General features: G+C 40.3%; 16 protein-coding genes. 5 read left to right on the top strand and 11 right to left on the bottom strand.

Features of this window, described 5'->3' with window-relative positions:
* Positions 1–77: 77 nt before the first annotated feature.
* The 8 genes from BFS30_RS22700 to BFS30_RS22665 all read right to left on the bottom strand — a co-directional run bounded on the left by BFS30_RS22700 (position 78) and on the right by BFS30_RS22665 (position 8,870).
* On the bottom strand, positions 78–1,121 hold the full coding sequence (locus tag BFS30_RS22700; RefSeq protein WP_069382618.1) for a bifunctional transcriptional activator/DNA repair enzyme AdaA: 1,044 nt from the start codon (positions 1,119–1,121) through the stop codon (positions 78–80).
* Positions 1,122–1,131: 10 nt separating this feature from the next.
* Complete coding sequence (locus BFS30_RS22695; RefSeq protein ID WP_069381381.1) at positions 1,132–1,899, bottom strand: isocitrate lyase/PEP mutase family protein; 768 nt, start codon at positions 1,897–1,899, stop codon at positions 1,132–1,134.
* A gap of 112 nt (positions 1,900–2,011) precedes the next feature.
* Entirely contained in the window at positions 2,012–2,899 is an 888-nt protein-coding gene (locus BFS30_RS22690; RefSeq protein ID WP_069381380.1) for a DUF6999 family protein, read from the bottom strand.
* 11 nt (positions 2,900–2,910) lie between these two features.
* On the bottom strand, positions 2,911–4,788 hold the full coding sequence (locus tag BFS30_RS22685; protein WP_069381379.1) for a beta-ketoacyl-ACP synthase III: 1,878 nt from the start codon (positions 4,786–4,788) through the stop codon (positions 2,911–2,913).
* Positions 4,785–5,513, bottom strand: coding sequence for a sterol desaturase family protein (locus BFS30_RS22680; RefSeq protein ID WP_069381378.1), 729 nt, complete (start codon positions 5,511–5,513; stop codon positions 4,785–4,787). The genes BFS30_RS22685 and BFS30_RS22680 overlap by 4 nt, the downstream gene beginning before the upstream one ends.
* Before the next feature lie 55 nt (positions 5,514–5,568).
* Positions 5,569–6,093 (bottom strand): GNAT family N-acetyltransferase, encoded by a 525-nt coding sequence (locus BFS30_RS22675; protein ID WP_083252197.1) that lies wholly within the window; start codon positions 6,091–6,093, stop codon positions 5,569–5,571.
* A gap of 211 nt (positions 6,094–6,304) precedes the next feature.
* Entirely contained in the window at positions 6,305–7,096 is a 792-nt protein-coding gene (locus BFS30_RS22670) for a hypothetical protein (protein ID WP_069381376.1), read from the bottom strand.
* Positions 7,083–8,870: a DUF885 domain-containing protein gene (locus tag BFS30_RS22665; RefSeq protein ID WP_069381375.1), complete on the bottom strand. Its 1,788-nt coding sequence runs from the start codon at positions 8,868–8,870 to the stop codon at positions 7,083–7,085. The genes BFS30_RS22670 and BFS30_RS22665 overlap by 14 nt, the downstream gene beginning before the upstream one ends.
* Positions 8,871–9,007: 137 nt before the next feature.
* Between BFS30_RS22665 and tatA the strand changes: the two genes are divergently transcribed.
* Positions 9,008–9,253, top strand: coding sequence for a twin-arginine translocase TatA/TatE family subunit (gene tatA / locus BFS30_RS22660; protein WP_069381374.1), 246 nt, complete (start codon positions 9,008–9,010; stop codon positions 9,251–9,253).
* A gap of 12 nt (positions 9,254–9,265) precedes the next feature.
* Positions 9,266–9,430, top strand: a complete 165-nt coding sequence (locus tag BFS30_RS22655; RefSeq protein ID WP_069381373.1) for a Sec-independent protein translocase subunit TatA/TatB — start codon at positions 9,266–9,268, stop codon at positions 9,428–9,430.
* A gap of 19 nt (positions 9,431–9,449) precedes the next feature.
* On the opposite strand, the gene BFS30_RS22650 is transcribed toward BFS30_RS22655, so the two are convergent.
* The 3 genes from BFS30_RS22650 to BFS30_RS28140 all read right to left on the bottom strand — a co-directional run bounded on the left by BFS30_RS22650 (position 9,450) and on the right by BFS30_RS28140 (position 11,452).
* Positions 9,450–10,427 (bottom strand): Gfo/Idh/MocA family protein, encoded by a 978-nt coding sequence (locus BFS30_RS22650; RefSeq protein WP_069381372.1) that lies wholly within the window; start codon positions 10,425–10,427, stop codon positions 9,450–9,452.
* 64 nt (positions 10,428–10,491) lie between these two features.
* The gene (locus BFS30_RS22645) at positions 10,492–11,325 is read right to left on the bottom strand and encodes a DUF6929 family protein (protein WP_069381371.1); all 834 of its coding nucleotides are present in this window, start codon (positions 11,323–11,325) and stop codon (positions 10,492–10,494) included.
* Positions 11,318–11,452 carry a hypothetical protein gene (locus tag BFS30_RS28140; RefSeq protein WP_257785589.1) on the bottom strand — a complete coding sequence of 45 codons (135 nt, stop codon included), beginning with the start codon at positions 11,450–11,452 and terminating at the stop codon, positions 11,318–11,320. The genes BFS30_RS22645 and BFS30_RS28140 overlap by 8 nt, the downstream gene beginning before the upstream one ends.
* Positions 11,453–11,627: 175 nt before the next feature.
* Here BFS30_RS28140 and BFS30_RS22640 point away from each other — a divergent pair, with 175 nt between their 5' ends.
* From BFS30_RS22640 to BFS30_RS22630, 3 genes are all read left to right on the top strand, one after another.
* Positions 11,628–12,581 (top strand): hypothetical protein, encoded by a 954-nt coding sequence (locus tag BFS30_RS22640; protein ID WP_069381370.1) that lies wholly within the window; start codon positions 11,628–11,630, stop codon positions 12,579–12,581.
* Between the two features lie 95 nt (positions 12,582–12,676).
* Positions 12,677–14,089 (top strand): PP2C family protein-serine/threonine phosphatase, encoded by a 1,413-nt coding sequence (locus BFS30_RS22635; RefSeq protein WP_069381369.1) that lies wholly within the window; start codon positions 12,677–12,679, stop codon positions 14,087–14,089.
* Positions 14,090–14,094: 5 nt separating this feature from the next.
* A complete protein-coding gene (locus tag BFS30_RS22630) occupies positions 14,095–18,180 on the top strand; it encodes an FtsW/RodA/SpoVE family cell cycle protein (protein WP_083252196.1) in 4,086 nt (1,361 codons plus the stop codon).
* Positions 18,181–18,196 lie beyond the last annotated feature (16 nt).

The raw sequence follows: 18,196 nt of genomic DNA, 5'->3' as shown, positions 1-18,196 counted from the left end.
AATTATGAAAGTTTTATCTAAAATTTAATTTGCATCCAAAAATATAAATTTTAATCAAATAACACCAACAAATTGAATTAACGATGCTGTTTTTCATGATCTAACAGCCATTTCTTCCGCCATAAACCTCCACCATACCCTGTTAAACTGCCGTCGGTTCCTACCACTCTATGACAGGGAATAATAATGGAAATTCTGTTCATCCCATTAGCATTTCCAACTGCCCTGACCGCCTCCGAACGGTTTAATCTGATCGCCTGTCTGAGATAAGTAGAGGTTTCCCCATAAGGAATCTCCTGAAGTTTTTCCCAAACTGCCTGTTGAAAATCTGTACCCTGGCTATGTATAGGTATTGAAAAATTGGTTCTTTTTCCTTCAAAATACTCTGTCAACTGCACCCTCAACGTATCAAAATGTTTATTTTCTCCTTGCATGATGGTTGCATTCAGGTATTTTGCAATTGCTTTTAACTCCGTTTCGAGCATTTTTCTGTCCGAGAACTCCAATAAACAAATTCCCTGAGCTGTTGCACAGGCGAACATGGTTCCAAGTGGTGTCTCCAGACGAGCCAGGTCTATAATCCTCTTGTCTTTACTGTTCTTTGGTGAAATCCCAAAAATTGCTTTAAAAGAATCTCCGAAACCACTGAGCGATTCAAAACCTGAATCAAAAGCGACACTGGTAACTGGCGCTCCGTTTTGTATTTTCTTAAAGGCGGAGTTGATCCGAAATGCCCGTTGATAAGCCTGAAAAGTCATTCCATGGTTCCTGAGAAACCAGCGACGGATCTGACTGGGTTGAATGCCCCTTTGAAGTAAGTCCCAATCTTTAAATTTAGTAGAAGGATCTGAAGTCAACTCTTCCAGAATAACTTTTATAAACTCTGGAGTTTCATCGAGATGCTCCAAAGGACTGCAGACCTTACAAGGGCGATATCCGCTTAGAATCGCTTCCTTCGTGTTTTTAAAAAACTCTACATTTTCTCTTTTCGGTTTTCGTGCCCGGCAGGTTGGCCGACAAAAAATACCGGTAGTCTTTACCCCCGTAATAAATGTCCCTTCGTAAGAACTATCTTTTGCCAGAATGGCTTTATAATAAGTGTCATCAAGATTCAGTTCCATATTCATCATTTTAAAATAGAGGATTAAATGATCCGGCTTCTTTTACACGGTCTATAGCCATTGCAAATTGATTATCTATATAACGGTACAGGAAACCACCCATACTCAATCTTTTCACGCCTAAGGCTTTTAATTTCTCAAATGAAGGTAATCCAGGTAAGCACATTACGTTAACCGGAACGGGACTCGCTCCTACCACAATCCTGATCTCTTCCTCATTCTGAATGCCGGGAATAAAGATGCCGTCGGCGCCTGCGTTCACATAAGCCGTAATTCTGTTCAGCGTTTCTTTCAATGCATTTTCCTTATTCAAAAGAAAGGCATCGGTTCTGATATTCATAAAAATATCAATATTTTCTTTTGACAACTCTGCTTTAATCAAAGAGATTTTCTCCGAAAACTGTTCAATACTAACCAATCTTCCATCGTCATTGATATCAGAATCTTCCAGGTTTACCCCTACAATGCCAAGCTCATGCAGATACTTGATGTTTTGTACAACTGCAAGTGGATTCTCCCCGTAGCCGGATTCCAGATCTACAGATAATGGGATGCTTATATTTTTTACGATTCTTCCCACTATATAAAGCAACTCGCCAAAAGACAGTTGCTCCCCGTCTTCGTAGCCTAAGGATTGAGCAATGGCTGAACTAGACGTCGCAACAGCCTGAAATCCTTTTTTTTCAAATAATTGGGCAGTATTTACACTCCAAACATTTCCTATTAGCAGTGCCTCTTCCTGGTTGTGAAGTTGTTTAAATTTTTTATAATTACTCATCTCAATTTCTTTGATACAAAAGAACAGTAATCAAAATGGTTGAACAACCGAAAAATTAACAAGTATTTTTTTTCCGCCAATGATATTCGATAGATCGATTATCTAATTTTTATTATTTTTCTTTCTGAAGAGATATCTTTCTTTGAACAAGCATACCATGCAATACCTCCGTAGAAAAGCCGTGCAGCAATAACCTGAAAGCAGCACCGGCAGTAGGCAATGGAATCATAGGATGTTTATTGTTTAAAGCGGTCAGCTTTTCAGGACAATCCATAATTGTACTGGCATAAATACCAATTACTTCATCTAGCTGAAGAGAATTTGTAGCCCTCCAAAAATCATTGTCCGTTAGATAAAACTGATACACCGGGGTAAAAAGCTCTATCGCGGTACCCAGGTCTATAAAATTGGTCCAGCCATCTCTAAAATTCTCGAACGGGATCTCTCCTTCAGAGATTGCGCTAAAATCAGGATTATCTTTTTTTACAATCTGAAGTCCTTTCTCAGCGATCGCAATATTCAGGTTAATGATAAAATTGTAAAGGTTCAGGTCATGCTCCAGAAACAGGTTATCTTTCACCTCATTCACAGACAAGGGCTTCAAAGGATTCATCGGGATGTCCTGAGCGCCATCCACATTGTCTTTAATGAAACGTAATACTTCCGAACCCAGGTAAAAATGACGTAAAATGACAAAATTTGCTTCAGGAGTGATGAAATACTTCATGCCCAGATACAGGCATTTATGCAACAACTTTGGTGCATTAATTAAGTTGGGAATTACAATCTTAAAAAGTTGCATCAATACAATGGAGAGCCTTGCAAACACCTTTGCTACCGGATATAAAAACTGTCGGCTTTTTGAAGAAGAGTCATACAAAAATGCTGCCTTTGCATCGGGGTTAAAAGGAACGCTTTTATCCAGGTAAAGTGCATGCCAATGACTTGGATTCCGGGGTTCATTGACCATCTTTTCATAATACTCTCTTTTATGTAGCATAGTTGTCTCTATTAAAAGTTATCCAGTTCTTCCAGTTGCATGGTATATAATTTAGCTACCACTTTCGCTGTTTTAACAATTTTCTCGGCCATTTGTTGGGTCAGTAAATCCGATTGTATCGCTTGTTCAAAGCGTTCAAAATGATTGTCATTACTGTCGCTGGATTCGTGGTAAATGAAAAAAGAAACCTGATCCTTATCCAGATGTAGTTGTTGCTGGATTGCCCGCCCCCATTTTCCAGAAACCCTGTTTCCCAAACCTTCTATAATAAACATTCCGCCCAATAGATCAAATGGATTAGGCTGACTGGCCCTATGGAACATAAAAGCACTCAAAGCCTCACTCCCTATATTTTTAATACCGGTCAGAATCTCTTCTTCCTGCCCGCCACAATTGATATAATTTTTCTCCAGAATCTGATAATCTCTATGTTCGTCCGAAGAATGCCTGATAAAGGCTGATCTTACCGGAAAATATTCCATGCTTACATTTGAAGCGGCCCGCGCAATCCATTGAGAACCATCGATCACCTGCTGACGCAGGTTCACCAATAAGCGTTTATATTCCTCCAGGGTCAATGTACCCTTAAAGATTTTTCTAACGATCGGTACCTGCTGTAATCCACGTTCAAAGTCAAACCAGACACCAGTTAGCTGACGTACCAGCCACTCCTGAACCGGTTTATCCTGTACCCGGATTTCGGGTGGCTTAATCTCCTCAATCTGTTCAGTATATCCCGAGACTGCTTTCGATGTATCTTTACGGACCGTCAGCATCATATAACCGGTAATAAACCGTCCGCTTTCAGGTACCATACACAATATCTTTTGCCCTGCTTTCAATTCCCCGCTTTTCATTAGTTCGTCTAACATTACAAAAATAGAAGCAGAACCAATATTCCCTACCGTATACAGATTACTAAACCATTTCTCAGCAGGGATCTCTATTCCGCCGTTTTTAAGAAGCTCAATAATTTGAGGTTTAAAATGATGAGAAGAATAATGACATACCAGGCGATCTATCTCTTCGGGCTTAAATCTTCCTTCATCGATAAACTCAAAAAAGCGCTGTATGCCCAGTTTAACGATATTATCAACCTGCTGCATGTCTTGCTTCAGGTTCAACACTCCTTCAAAATTGGCCTCACTAATCGTATCATAATCCAACCAGGTTTTTACTATACTGCCATCATTTTCTTTATTCGTTCCGGTATACATACAGACCTCATAGGTATGGGCATAAGATTTCAGGTCTATCCACTCAATCTCCAGTGCAAGCGCATCTCCTGGTTCATCCTGCAACAGCATTGCTCCCGCTCCATCACTCAACATCCACCGGAGAAAATCAGTTTCGAGCGGCAAGGCAGCTCCCTGAATTGCAAAGGCCTCTTGTCCTTCAAAGCGCTTGGACTTGAACATTCTGCTGGGCAGCTCCGCGGCACAACAGACTGCATTCCTTACCGTATTTGACTTTACCTGTAAGTAGGCATTCTGGATAGCCATCATCCCTGCAGCGCATACGCTCTGATGCGAAGCCAGTCCACACCTGCCAATACTGGTTTCTGCATGTACCATACTGGCAAAGCCAGGAACGGGCAAATCACTCTGAGTTGTCGCGGCACTCAGCATTTCTACATTTACCTGATCAAGATGACTTCGGTCCATACAGTCCTTTACGGCCAGGGCTGCCATTTCATAGGCCTTATGCGTCGTCCTTTGTTCTCTGTCCAGAGCATAATGGCGATTTTTAATTCCGTTTTTTCGCAGAAAAATATCTTTTGTACGGGAATGTACGTTATTAATTTTCCCTAGAAAACCCTCCATCTCTTCATTGCTTACCGGCTCATTGGGTAAGAAGCTTCCTGTGGAAGTGATGTATACTTTGTTCATGAAATGTTTTTTACAGAAGTGTTAAAAATTTTGTCCAGCCAGGGCAATAGGAAGCCCAGGTTCCCTTTTCCCTTTTTATGATGCATGCTGTGACGATAGGAAAATTTAAATATATGTTCGGGTGCATATTGGCTAAAAAAATCATAATTACAATGTCCAAGCAAATTGATAACCAGACTCATTACCGGCAAGGATAAAATTGCCAATGCCTGAAATGGAAATAAAAGTAAAGGAAATACAATCACCGTGCCCAGCAAAAAAGCTTCTATCCAATGAAAACTAAATGTAGAAAACACGGTAGGTTCTTTTGACTGGTGGTGTACTTTATGAATATATCTCATCATGAACCTGGTATGAAGCAAAGCATGAGAAAAGTAAAAATGAACTTCATTCCAAAAAAACAAAACAAGGATTTGCAGCAATAGCCACCAATTGACCTCGTAACTGACCTGAAACCACCCCTGTTTAAGTCCCTGTTGAATTAGAATTCCCTGTAGACTGAACACCAAAATAGAACGCATGCTTTGTCTGATTTCTTTTGATATCTGACCGGCATACAGGTGATGATTTGGAACTTTGGTTAAACCTTTTTTGCGGACCATATACCTGAATATCAAAATCCCGGCCGCGGTTATGGACCAATACAGCGTATTGAAGAAGATGAATAATGCAATAAAAGCATTATACCAGGTTTCAAACACCCAACCAAATATTGCCTCAAGCATTTCCTAAAGTAGTAAAATATTATTTTAATCTCAATAACAACTGACACTAAAGAAATTACCTGCGCTTCTTTTTGAAAGCAAGTAATTCATTAGTCCCCGCGATTTGTACAAAGCCATTCCTAAGCAGCACTTTTTGCGAAGGAAAATTTTCCGGAGCTGTTTGTGCGATTATTGCCTGAACAGCCTCATCCTGGAAAGCCCAGTCTACCATCGCCTGTATCGCCTCGGTGCCGTAACCATTTCTTTGCTGACGTTGATCGATCACATAGCCCATTTCTACGATTCCGTTTTCATTCACATGTCCCACAAAGCCAATTCCGCCGATGGCGATATTGGTTGCCTTATCCACAATTTCCCAGTTGGTATACCATTGATACTGCTTAGGATGTTCTTTCGTTTTTGGCAGCCAGAAGTTGGTAAGGGCATCATGGAGTTCTACCTGATAGGCAGGATCAATTTGCATTGCAGAGATATTTATTCCCAGTGAAGTCTCCATGGCAGGCCTGCTGACCTGGCACAAACGTAGTAACTGGTGAGTTAACGGAATTAATTTCAACCGTTTAGATTCTATAAAAAACATTGGATTTTCTTGATTTTAAAACAATAGAATAACTGCTTAACCCGAGGTTAAGTTATTACCTGTAAAGAGCAGGCTGTTGTTACGCAATTCCAGGCAGAGTGACTGGCCTGTTTAAAATCTGATTCATCAAAGAGATATTTTTTTTCAATGATAAGAATTATCTCTAAAAAAATAAAGTATTATTTTACATTTTAACATAAAATAATGAATATCAATTACTTTTAGGATAACCATACCTAAAATGCATGTATAAAAACAAACCGATATAAAGAATGAGTCCTATAGTTATCAAAATACCAAAGATAACCAGCATCACTTTGAAAGGGGATTTCTCAAAATCCAGCAAAGGCTTATCTGGAACTCCCCTTCTCTTATTTAGCCATTGGGCAAGCAAACCGGCTGCTCCTACAATTAAAACGAAACCCAGTAAATACTTTAAAAATTTAAACCGGTACTTCCAATAAAGCACTCTGGCCGTCCATTTCTCCCCATCCTTCCAATAGATCCGGCTCACATAAAAATTGTTTGCTCCAGCTGTTCCAATGTCCAGCCGGATTTGGTCTTTATCCTTCAATGCAAAATAAGTAGTTCCCGAAGATTTAAATTTTATAGCCTGATTTTCATAGGTCACAAAGATTAAACCACCTTCTATTGTACTTCTTATCCGGTGTCCCTTTACACTGTCAATTTTGAGCACCGTTGTTTTAGACTCTCCAACAGTGCTATAAAACAACATCTGCAGGTTTACACTGGTGTAGTACAGAAAGAAAGATAGTAAGCCTGTATAGACCACAGCCATCAGGTGTGTCTTAAAACGATTTGATACTTTATACCTGATATGGAAAAAAATTACAATTGCCATGCTGAGCAAAAATATCAGGGCATAATAGAAACCTCCATAATTTGTGGTGATCATCTCAAAACACCAGAGTCGCAGGAAATAAATCAGGATAACTGTAACCAGTGCAATGATATAGGATAATATTAAATTACTTTCCTTCATTTATCCGCTTAGCCCATGCATCCATTTTTTGTTCCAAAACGTCAAGAGGCATTACGCCATCCTTTAAAATTTCGTCATGAAAATCCACGATCATGAATTTAGCACCCAGCTGTTTTTCGTACTTAGCACGTAACTCTCTGATCTTTAAAGCGCCAATTTTATAAGATAATGCCTGTCCCGGCAAAGCCATATAGCGTTCTACTTCCGCAGTAGCTGCTTCTTCGCTGATGGCTTCGTTGCTCATCATATATTTAATCGCTGCCTCACGGCTCATGTTCTTTGTATGAATGGCAACGTCTACCACCAAACGGATCGCACGGTGCATTTCATCACCCAATGCCCCCATATATTGATAAGGGTCGGTGTATAAACCCAGTTCTTTACCCAAAGATTCTGAATATAAGGCATAACCTTCCCCCATTGCACCATACCACGCAAAGCGTCTGAATTTAGGCATGTCTTTACTTTCCTGCTGTAAAGAGATTTGATAATGGTGGCCAGGGATGGCTTCATGAAGAAACAAAGACTCCATTCCTGAGGTGATGTTGAATTTTGTTGCATCCAGGATTGGAATATAAAAGATTCCTGGTCTTGATCCATCCGGAGATCCCGGATTGTATTCTGCACTTGCAGAAGCAGCGCGGAAAGCCTCAGTCTGTCTGACTTCAAAAGGAGTTTTAGGAACCTTATGGTATAACTTTTGAAGCTGAGGTTTCATCTTATCATAAATGGCATTAAAGGCGGCAATAACTTCTTTTGGTGTTTTATATGGGGTAAATTTCGGATCTGTTTTCAGATAGGTAAAGAATGCATTTAAATCACCTTTAAAGCCCACCTTATTTTTAACGCTGTCCATTTCCGTGCGAATCCTTTTCACTTCAGATAATCCGGTCTGATAAATCTCCTCCGGAGTTTTATTGGTAGTGGTCCAGTACTTTACATTATAGTCATAAATTTCCTTCCCCGCCGGAACTGAAGAAATTCCCGAGCTAGACCTGGATTTAGAAAGGTATTCGTTTTTAAGAAAAGTACTCAGTTTCTGATATGACGGAACCAGCTCTTTTAAGATGGCCTGCTGGTACAGCGCAGTTATTTTTGCTTTATCACTTGCTGAAATGTCCTTTGGCAGGTTTTTGATCGGATCGTAGAATAAGCTTTTCTGCGCGTCAGTAACGATCATTGCGTCCATTTGTGGAATCATCTTCTCCACCAGAGGTTTTGGCAAGACCATACCTGCCGCCATTCCTTGTCTGAAGTTAGAAATAGCTGTATCCGTCCAGACCGCAAATCCTTTAACACGTCCCAACCAGTTTTCGTAATCCTTTAGCGTTTTGAAAGGCTGATTTCCTGATCCGGAGCCCAGCTGTCCCATCGTTAAAGGCAATGAAAAGAACTGTTGCGCAGGAATCATCCAGGTATTCAACTCCAGACCTTTCAGTTTCATCTGAAGATCATATTTGAAAACATCATAACTTAGTTTATCATTGTCGTTCAATACTTCCCGGTCAAACTTCTCTACCTTATTAAGATAGTCCTGATAAAAGTTTTTCAAGGTATCCCGGAATGCCCTGGTGCCGTCGTTAGGCAGCTGATCATTATAACGGTTATCTCCTTGTGAAGTCGCATCCAAAGGGAACAGTTTGGAATTTTTTTCCCAATAGGAATCAAAAAGGCTTGCAATTTCTTTTGAATCGTTTACTGTTTCTGAAGATTTATTTTTACAACCCGCCAAACTTAAGACTAAGGCTGCACAAAGGAGACCTAATTTATTCATATCGAAAATTACTAAAATTATTTAAAACATCAAGCGCAACAACTTTCATTGCGATATGCCCTTTTGAATTTTAATCCCATTTTAATGCGGCTTTAATCTCGTACAAGTAGTTTTGTAACTACACTAATGAAACGAATATGATCTTACTCGAATTTCTAAATATGGGCAGTGGTGAAATCCTGCTGATCCTCGCAGTTGTCCTGTTGTTGTTTGGAGGTAAAAAACTACCTGAACTTGCCCGTGGACTGGGGAAAGGAATCAGGGATTTCAAGGATGCTTCCGAAGGTGTAAAACGTGAAATTCACAGGAATATCAATGTTGTAAATGCAGACGATGAACCTGTAAGCACAGAAACAAAAGAACCAATTATTCCAAAAAACTAAAAATCAATCTAAATGTTGTTGCATACTCCCCTGCTTGCCGCGCTTGGCACACAAGAAATTGTCCTTATTCTATTAGCCGTTTTATTGCTGTTTGGAGGCAAAAAGATCCCGGAACTATTGGGTGGATTAGGGAAAGGAATAAAAGAGTTTAAAAATGGGAAAGATGGTGTAGAATAATTTTGCTCCAACATTTTTCTTATTTTTGATAGGTGAAGCTATCCATCAGTTCCATAGATAATATAGCCTGGGCAGCAGAACAGGGATTTTCCGCTTCACCAAGGAAATAAGCAGTTACTTTTTCAATCATGGGCTGCTGAACATGCTCCAATGCATCAAAAACAAATACTTCTTCTTTACCTTCTTTTTTCAGCACAACTCTATTTCCAAATACAGGGAAGCTGATTTTTCCATTGGACCCGATGATTTCACAGCTATCCGTTTTGTCTTGTGCTGAAACTGAAAAACACCAGGTTCCGGTAAAGATTACTCCACTTTTAAATTGAATATGTCCGGTCACAAGATCATCGACCCTGGCCTTTCCCGTTTGATTTAAAGATAAACCTGAGGATTGATCAAATTCACCAAAGAAGTAAACCATCAAATCCAGTTGGTGAGGCGCCAGATCGTGAAATAAGCCTCCTCCGGAAATTGCCGGATCCAGGCGCCAGTTGGTTGCTGAATTTGCAATAATTGCTGATTCCTGAGGTTGTAACATCTGCAAACTGGCAAAACGGATATCTCCGATCGCACCTTCATCAAGAAGAGACTTGATCTTTAAAAACATGGGTTGGGCAGGCCGGTAATGTGCAACTGTAAGTTTGGTATTATATAATACCGATGCAGCTTGCATTCTCCTCCCGGACGCCGCATTTAAAGTCATTGGTTTTTCTACATATACCGGTTTTCCGGCCGCAAGAGCAAGTAAGCAATAAGCTTCATGCTGAGCGGGTGGCGTGGCGATATAAATGGCGTTAATCTCCGGATCGTTAATCAATTCATCTGCATCGGTATACCACTTTGGCACACCATGTCTAAGCGCATAATCCTGTGCTTTGGCAGCATCTCTCCGCATTACTGCCACTAAAGAAGAATTGGAAACTTTGTTAAATGCAGGTCCGCTTTTAACTTCTGTAACATCACCACAACCAATAATACCCCATTTTATCTCTTGCATATTTCTGTTTAAAATTCCCGCTAAAATAGCAAAAACCAAACAAAAACATTATTTATTGTATCGTTTACCGCTTGAGCTTCAATAGATAAATATCTGCTTTTAACTGGTCATTATCATTATCTTCACATAACATAAAGGATAGTTCCTGCTCCCCTTTATGTTGCAAAGCCAGTCCCTCAAATTTGTGCTGGCCGGAGATTTTCTCTGTAAAATCCAGCTTCATAGTTTTTACATCAATACAACCGATCATACTTCCTAAAACTTCACCATCATTATAAGTCGAGTTTGTGTTCTCTGCTGCTGCCAGAAAATAAAGCTTGCCATCCAGTTCCACTGCATCTGTAAAACCAGCCCGGACTCCCCCGATTTCAGGAAGCCTGAATTCCTTAAATGTAATTTCCGGATGATCAGTTAAACTCTTATTATGGACAACAAAGACCATGTTTTTCCCTATATCTCCATTCCCCCTGTTAAAAAAACACCAATACGATCCGGTATAAACCACTCCTTCAATATTAAAATTTTCTGCACTCAATCCTGCTAATAGCTGCATAGACTTATAAAGATCAGCTAAATCTACAACGGAGATTACGGCTCTGGAATCCGCATCCACTTTAAACATTTTAGTTCGGTTTTCTGTAGAACCCGATCCGAAAAGATAAAAAGAATCTCCATAAAAAGTCAGGGCTTCAAAATCAGGTTTGAGTTTCTTCGGTATATTTTCAGCAGGCTTATCGTATAAGGCAAAGCGCTTCAACGTTGAAGACTTGATCTCGTACTCATAGAAATACGAGCTGTTATCGCCGATTACATATAACGAATTGTCTTTCAAAAATAAACCGGATGCTGAACCTATTCCTATGATCTGGAACAACAGTTCAAGTGTAAACCTATACATTTCTTAATCCCGATTCTACTTTTTTAATCTGCGCTTTAACCGCGTTGTTATATTGTGCATTGCTATCTAATCCTGACCCTGAAATGAGCAGGAACAAAACAAATATGGAAACGTTTTTTTTCATCATTGCAATAATTGCGATAAATGGTTGTTGAAGAAAGTATACTTTACCAAGATAGATAAATTACTCAGAAATATGCCAGTGACTTCAGCTACTAAAACATCTATTGTGGATATTTGTTCCTATATAGTATTAGTCAATATCACTATATTCAGCTCTTATTAGATACTTAAATTAAAAAATGACTACAAAACCTACTTTTTGGCAACGTATAGGTATCCAGGATTGGTTCTTAAATGACAACAGTACCAAATCATCCGCTAAGCTAAAGCCACTAACACCCAACATAGTTTATAAATATATCATACAGAAATTTCAGGAATCCATTGCTGAACTGTCATTTGCCGAACGGGTAGTCTTCTATCATGAGTTTATCATTTGCCTTAATGCAGACGATTACAGAGAGTTTGTGGATAATAAAAAAGGCATATTGGGACTTGTTGCCCAGGAATCGGTAGATAATTTTTATCTGCTTCTGAATAAACAGGCGGCCTCGGGAAAAAAGGTAGAACCTTCCAGCAATAAATGGGTTTTCCGTTTCGTATCTCACCCTGATTACCGTCGCGGGGACATTAGCTTTATTGGCAAATTACTGCCAGACAGTAACCTTAAAGACGAAAACCTGAGGGTAACCTTCATACCCAGACAAACCGGACTTGCACAGACTTTTGATATGGATAATGATCTGTTGAAGGATTTTATTTTCTATAGCGAGGGCTATTATGAAATTCCCTACCTGGCAGATTTGAAAATGCCGGACAGAGCACCCGCTGAAACCAGAAAGACCAGCGTTCTTGCGCGCTTTGAAACTACCCTGCCTAATAAAGCATATGCTGGTCAGAAGCTGGAGTACCTGATGAAAGCAGAAGATATTGTGATTTCAGGAAACGAGGAGACAAGCGAAGGCACCCATATTTTTAAGATTCCATCAGAATGGGTCAACAGTCCTCACCTCAAAATCCACTATAATAATGCAGAGGATAAATTTTATATGGCTTCCTTTGGAGAAAAGACAATCTTAAATGAAAATCTGGTGGAAAGAAGTGACATTTACGGACCAAAGTGGACTGAATTACCCCTCAATTCAAGAATTATACTCAACGGGATCATAGGCATCAATATTTTTAAACCCTGATATATGTCGCATGCACTATCTATAGCGTTATTAGTACTATGTGTGCTCTTGTTGATTGCACATTTCAACGACATTAAAAATTCGCCCAAATAGAAATGGATAATAATTATTTTGGAATAACCGATATTGGAAAAATTCGTGACAATAATGAAGATGCTTTTATTGCAGAGCGCAGTTCGGCAAATGACTTTATAATTGCTTGTGTCATTGACGGCGTTGGTGGATACTCAGGAGGTGAAATCGCAGCAGAAATTACCAGAAAATCTATACTTCATTACCTGGCTAACCCAGAAGCAGATTTGCCCCTGCTAATGAAGGAGGCTATTCTCGCTGCCGACGCACAGATTATCGTGGAAAAACAAAGGGTAAAAGGACATGAAAACATGGCTTGTGTATTGACACTGGCTGTGATTGATCTCCGTCAAAATAAGCTATATTATGTTCATGTAGGTGATACCAGATTATACCTCCTTCGCGATAACTCCTTAATAAAGATTTCAAAAGATCAATCTTTTGTTGGATTCATGGAAGACTCCGGACGACTTACTGAAGAACAGGCGATGCAACATCCCAAAAGAAATGAAATCAATAAAGCGCTTGGTTTTGGGATGGGAATGGCCGGTCAGGAAGATTACCTGGAAACAGGAGAATCTCCATTCCTTCCGGGGGATCTCTTATTATTATGCAGTGACGGCCTGTCGGATATGGTTAATAAAAAGGAAATCGTTAGCATCTTAACTACCGATAGCTCCCTGAGAGAAAAGGGTACTCAGCTCATCAACGCAGCCAATACAAACGGAGGCTTGGACAACATTACTGTCGTCCTTGTAAAAAACGACAATCAATCCAGGATCCATGAAGCTACTAAACCTGCTTCCAGGCCCAAAAACACAATCACTGCCCCGGCAACGGTCAATGAACTAGACATTCCCGAAATGCAAGCCCCGCCAAAAAACAATAAAAACATCATTATACTACTTTCAGCTCTCTGTTTGATTCTCTTAGTTGCCTGTATCTATTTATTTTGGCAAAAGTATCAGCTGAGTTATTCCAAAGAGCCCCTGCCGGTAAAAACCGGAAACGGCAAAAATGCCCAGGAGATCAAACTTCAGGAAGCCCTTCATCAGCTCAAAGGAAATACGTTAATTTTAAGTGATTCTATCTTTAAATCGCCAATCATACTTACCGAGTCTTTACAATTTGAGAAAGACTCTCTCTTCCTGATTTCTAAAAATCAAATCACCATAAAAAGTGACTCTGCATTTAGGGGCAATGCGATGATCATCCAGTCGGCAAACAATTATGTATACCTGGAAAACATCACTTTTCAGGATTTCAATACAGCCATTTCTTCAAAAAACAATGCACTGGTATTAAAAAATATACAGTTTAAAAATTCTCCTAACGCCATACAAACCATTTATGATTTACCAGCAAAGGGATATATTAACGGAAAGATCTCCCGTAGTTCGTTCAAGGCGGATTCCATACCAAATACTTCCAAATAAGCCCCATGGAAGAAACGATAACTAAAAGTAGTAATAGAAAAACAGAGCGTAAGCTGATTTTACTGGCAACAGTAATACTGGCAGCCTTATTCTTTACACTTTTCCAAACGCTGCAAAAAGGTTTTCTTGATGTAGATTCCCGGCTAGAAAGCGGCACCATGATCAATATCAATGATAAGAATCCGGGGCAGTTGATTAAAAGGTTATTGCAAAAAGGTTATTATTTTGAGGATAAGAGAGACATCAGCCTGGTCGAATCCGTAGTACGCAGCGGGGCAAAGTCATTTAAGGAACCTATAGATAATGTGGGTGAACTAAACAAGAGTAGGTTTTTTATAGAAGCTGATGAAGCTTTCAATAAAGGTGGACAAAATTTTAAAAAGAGAGTTCTTGATTCCAGGGCGTTATTGGGTTATACCGGTGATGATTCTCTTCTTTTCAAAAAGGAAAAGGTAAATCCTGCAATTTTGAATTCGGAAACAGATCTCCATCAGGGTGAAAATCACATCAGTGGAAAGGTGATCGATACCGCTGGAAAACCGGTTTCAGGAGTTCTGATCCGGCTACAAATGATTTTACCGCAGGACAGCGCTTATACCGATAATGACGATGAGGAAATTGCAAAACCGGCATTAAAGGTTTACGTAAGAACAAACAAAGATGGACAGTTTGCATTCAAAAATCTTCCTGCTGAGCAGGCCTTTGCGGTGCTCCCAATGCAACCTGGTTATCAATTCGGCAAATCTCAAGGTGTACAGGAATTGCAAAAAGATGCTTCCTTTACTTTTAAACAAAGTCCGCATAGCATCCGGCTTTTCTCGGCACGTGACTTTAAAATCCTCAAGAAAGAGAAATCATTAATTGTGCGTACACCGCAGGAATATAACCAATGGTACTGGATCATCACCAGTTGCTTTTTTCTAGGTTTTTTCCTGATCCACTTATTAATGACGGTCAAATTCCCTCAGGCAGATCAGCTCATTCTACCTGTAATCATGCTCATGACGGGCTTATCATTTATCACGTTATTGAGCCTGCAGGATCCCCTGCGCGATCGATTCCTGGCAAAAGATACCCTTAGTTTTTTCGGAATGGGCATCCTTGGCATAACTATCCTTCTTTTTATCAAGTTCCGGAAATTCACTGTAGATTCCCGGATTTACAGGATGCTGCTGCTCCCTAAAAGCACTGGAAAAGCAAATGGCTGGCAATGGGCAGGCCTTTCCCTGGCGCTGCTTTCCTTAACCATTATATTTGGAACCGGTCCTGAGGGTAGTGGTGTAAAAGTTAACCTTTTTGGCGTACAGCCGAGTGAAATTGTTAAGTATTCCATTATTCTATTTCTCGCTGGATTTTTCGCCAGCAATGAGAAGTTTATTACAGAATACCATACCTGGAGAAAGCGCTGGTATTTTTTCTCTTTTGCTTTAACTGCAATGGTTATCGCAATTTTACTTTACCTTGTTTTAGGGGACCTTGGACCAGCCATGGTCATCTGTTTTACCTTTATCATTCTTTTCTCTTTCTCCCGCGGGGATTTTATGATGATGATCATCGCGATCATCACCTACACCTTTACCGTATGGTTTTTAAACATCTGGCTGGCCAGTCTAATTACGGTACTTCTGGTTGCACTGGCTATGGTACTCAACAAAAAGAGAACCAGCGAATCCGCAATTATGATTATTATGGTCATTGCCGGATTCCTGCTGATAGACCAGGTTCCTTACCTTGATCGCATTATTCCAGGACCAGTTAACCGGCTTACAGAGCGTAAATCAATATGGCAGAACCCATGGAACAACGAGGTCTATGGTGGTGATCAGGTGGCCAATGGAATCTGGGCTATGTCGGGCGGTGGTATTACCGGTCAGGGTGTCGGAGAAGGTTTTGCGAAAAGCATTCCGGAAGCACATACCGATATGATCCTCCCTGCTATAGGTGAAGACTTCGGATGGGCTGGAATTGTAGCGGTATTTATCCTCTTTCTGGTCTTTTTAAACCGTTCTATTAATATCGGCAGACAAACCGGAACGCCCTTTCTGTTCTATTTAAGTTCCGGAATTGGAATCAGTATGTTTGCCCAGTTTTTATTAATCGCAGGGGGATCTACCGGGGCCCTTCCCTTATCAGGGGTAGCACTCCCGTTTATCAGTTATGGAGGCTCCTCTCTTGTTGCAAATATGCTTGCAGCCGGTTTGTTACTGTCTGTATCTTCTATCCGGGGGACAGCCGTACAAATGGAATTCATCACCAAACAACAGGATAAAAACCTGGTACCGGCGTTGTTGTCGGCCAGTGTTGCGGTGTTACTCCTTACCATAACGGTATCCAGATATATCGCCAACAATAAAAAGTGGGTGGTGCAACCTGCCCTGGTAGCCGACCGCAGTGGATTACGTATGTTCAGCTATAATCCCCGTATTGCAATCCTGATGAATAAACTCGAAGCAGGTCAGTTGTACGACAGAAATGGACAGGTACTAGCAACCAGCAATCCTGATCTGATCAGGAAGCAAAATAGCACATTAGAAGAATCCGGACTTTCTTATAATCTGGATTCAGCAGTTCATAAACGGGTAGACAGATATTATCCTTTCGAAGAACAGGCTTTCTTTTGGGTTGGTGATGCCAATACAGGCGTATTTAACGGAAGTACAAACGGGTATTTTGCAGAGTATGAACATGCAGCGGAACTCAGAGGGTTCCATACCCCTACTACTTCATTTAACACCATAGCCAACCGTTACCGTGAAGATCGTTTTCTACCAAGAGGTGTAAAAGAAATGACCGTTAGCAAACGGGATTATGCGGCATTGGCACCACTACTTCTTGCCGGTGTAAACAGTGAGGAAGTAGCCGCCTTTAAAAAGAGGAACAGAGATGTTAAATTATCAGTCGATGCGAGATTACAAACCTCTATTCAGCAATCCATTGCACAGGATGATTCTCTAAAAAAGAGTCGCGTATCTGTGGTCATTATGGAAGATGAAACTGGTGATGTACTGACCTCTGCTGTTTATCCTTTGCCTACAGTTAAAGATTGGGAACTACTCACCATGACCACCGCAGAACAAAACAGGTTATCTGGATGGCATACCAATGCTGATCTGGGTTTCACATATGCGACCCAACCTGGCTCTACGGCTAAAGTGCTAACTGCTATGGCTGCTTTTAACAAACTTGGACCATCAGTTGTTAATAAGACATTTACAGTTAGCCGTGCAGAAAGAATCCGGACCAAAGGAATAGAACCTGATGAAACAGGAACAATAAATATGGAAAAGGCCCTGGTAAAATCAAACAATGTGTACTTTATCAAACTCGCTAATCAGGAACATCTTCAGGAAGACATGGCTTCCTTATATATGAAAACAGGAATGTTTTTAAGAGGTGTAGGTGGATATTATTACAATAAAGGAGCTAACAATGAAAAGCAGGAAGATAAATGGCTCAACTATTGGAGAAAGACTGAATTTAATACTAAACCAAAATATGACCCTTCCAATATCCGTCGTACACGCGCTAAAGGAATTTCAGGAATGGCCTGGGGACAAGGTGAATTGATCGCTACTCCGGCGGCTATTGCCAGACTGGTATCTGGGGTAGCCAATAAAGGTGTACTTGTTCCAAACCGTTTTGTCTTAAAGATCAGTGACTCGCTGACCGCTATTCAGCCTGGCATCAAGCTAAGTAACGATCCGAAATATGCAGAGTTACTTACAGACTATATGGTGAAGCAAAGCGTCAATAAGTCCTATACTTTAGGACTGAAAGTTGCAGGTAAAACGGGTACACCGGAGCGGGTCTGGAAAGCGGCTAGAATAAATGACGGCTGGTATGTCTTTTTTGCACAGAAAAAGTCAGGCAAAGGACATATCGTTGTTTGTATCAGAATAGAGTCGACGAGAGGTTCCAGTAAGGCGGTTTTGCTTGCCGGAAAACATGTAGTTCCTGCCCTGCTTAAACTTGGATATGTAAGTGATTTAAAAGAAGCAGCTGCAAAAGTCGCTAAGACGAAAGAGGTTAAAGTGGTAAAAACAGACAGTATTGAGGTGGTCCCTACAGAAGAGCCCGAAATAGATCAATAAAATATTTTAAGAAAAA

The organism is Pedobacter steynii, assembly GCF_001721645.1.
Taxonomy (GTDB): Bacteria; Bacteroidota; Bacteroidia; order Sphingobacteriales; family Sphingobacteriaceae; genus Pedobacter; species Pedobacter steynii_A.
Note: the sequence above shows the minus strand (reverse complement) of the source record. Positions and strands in the feature narration are given on the sequence as shown.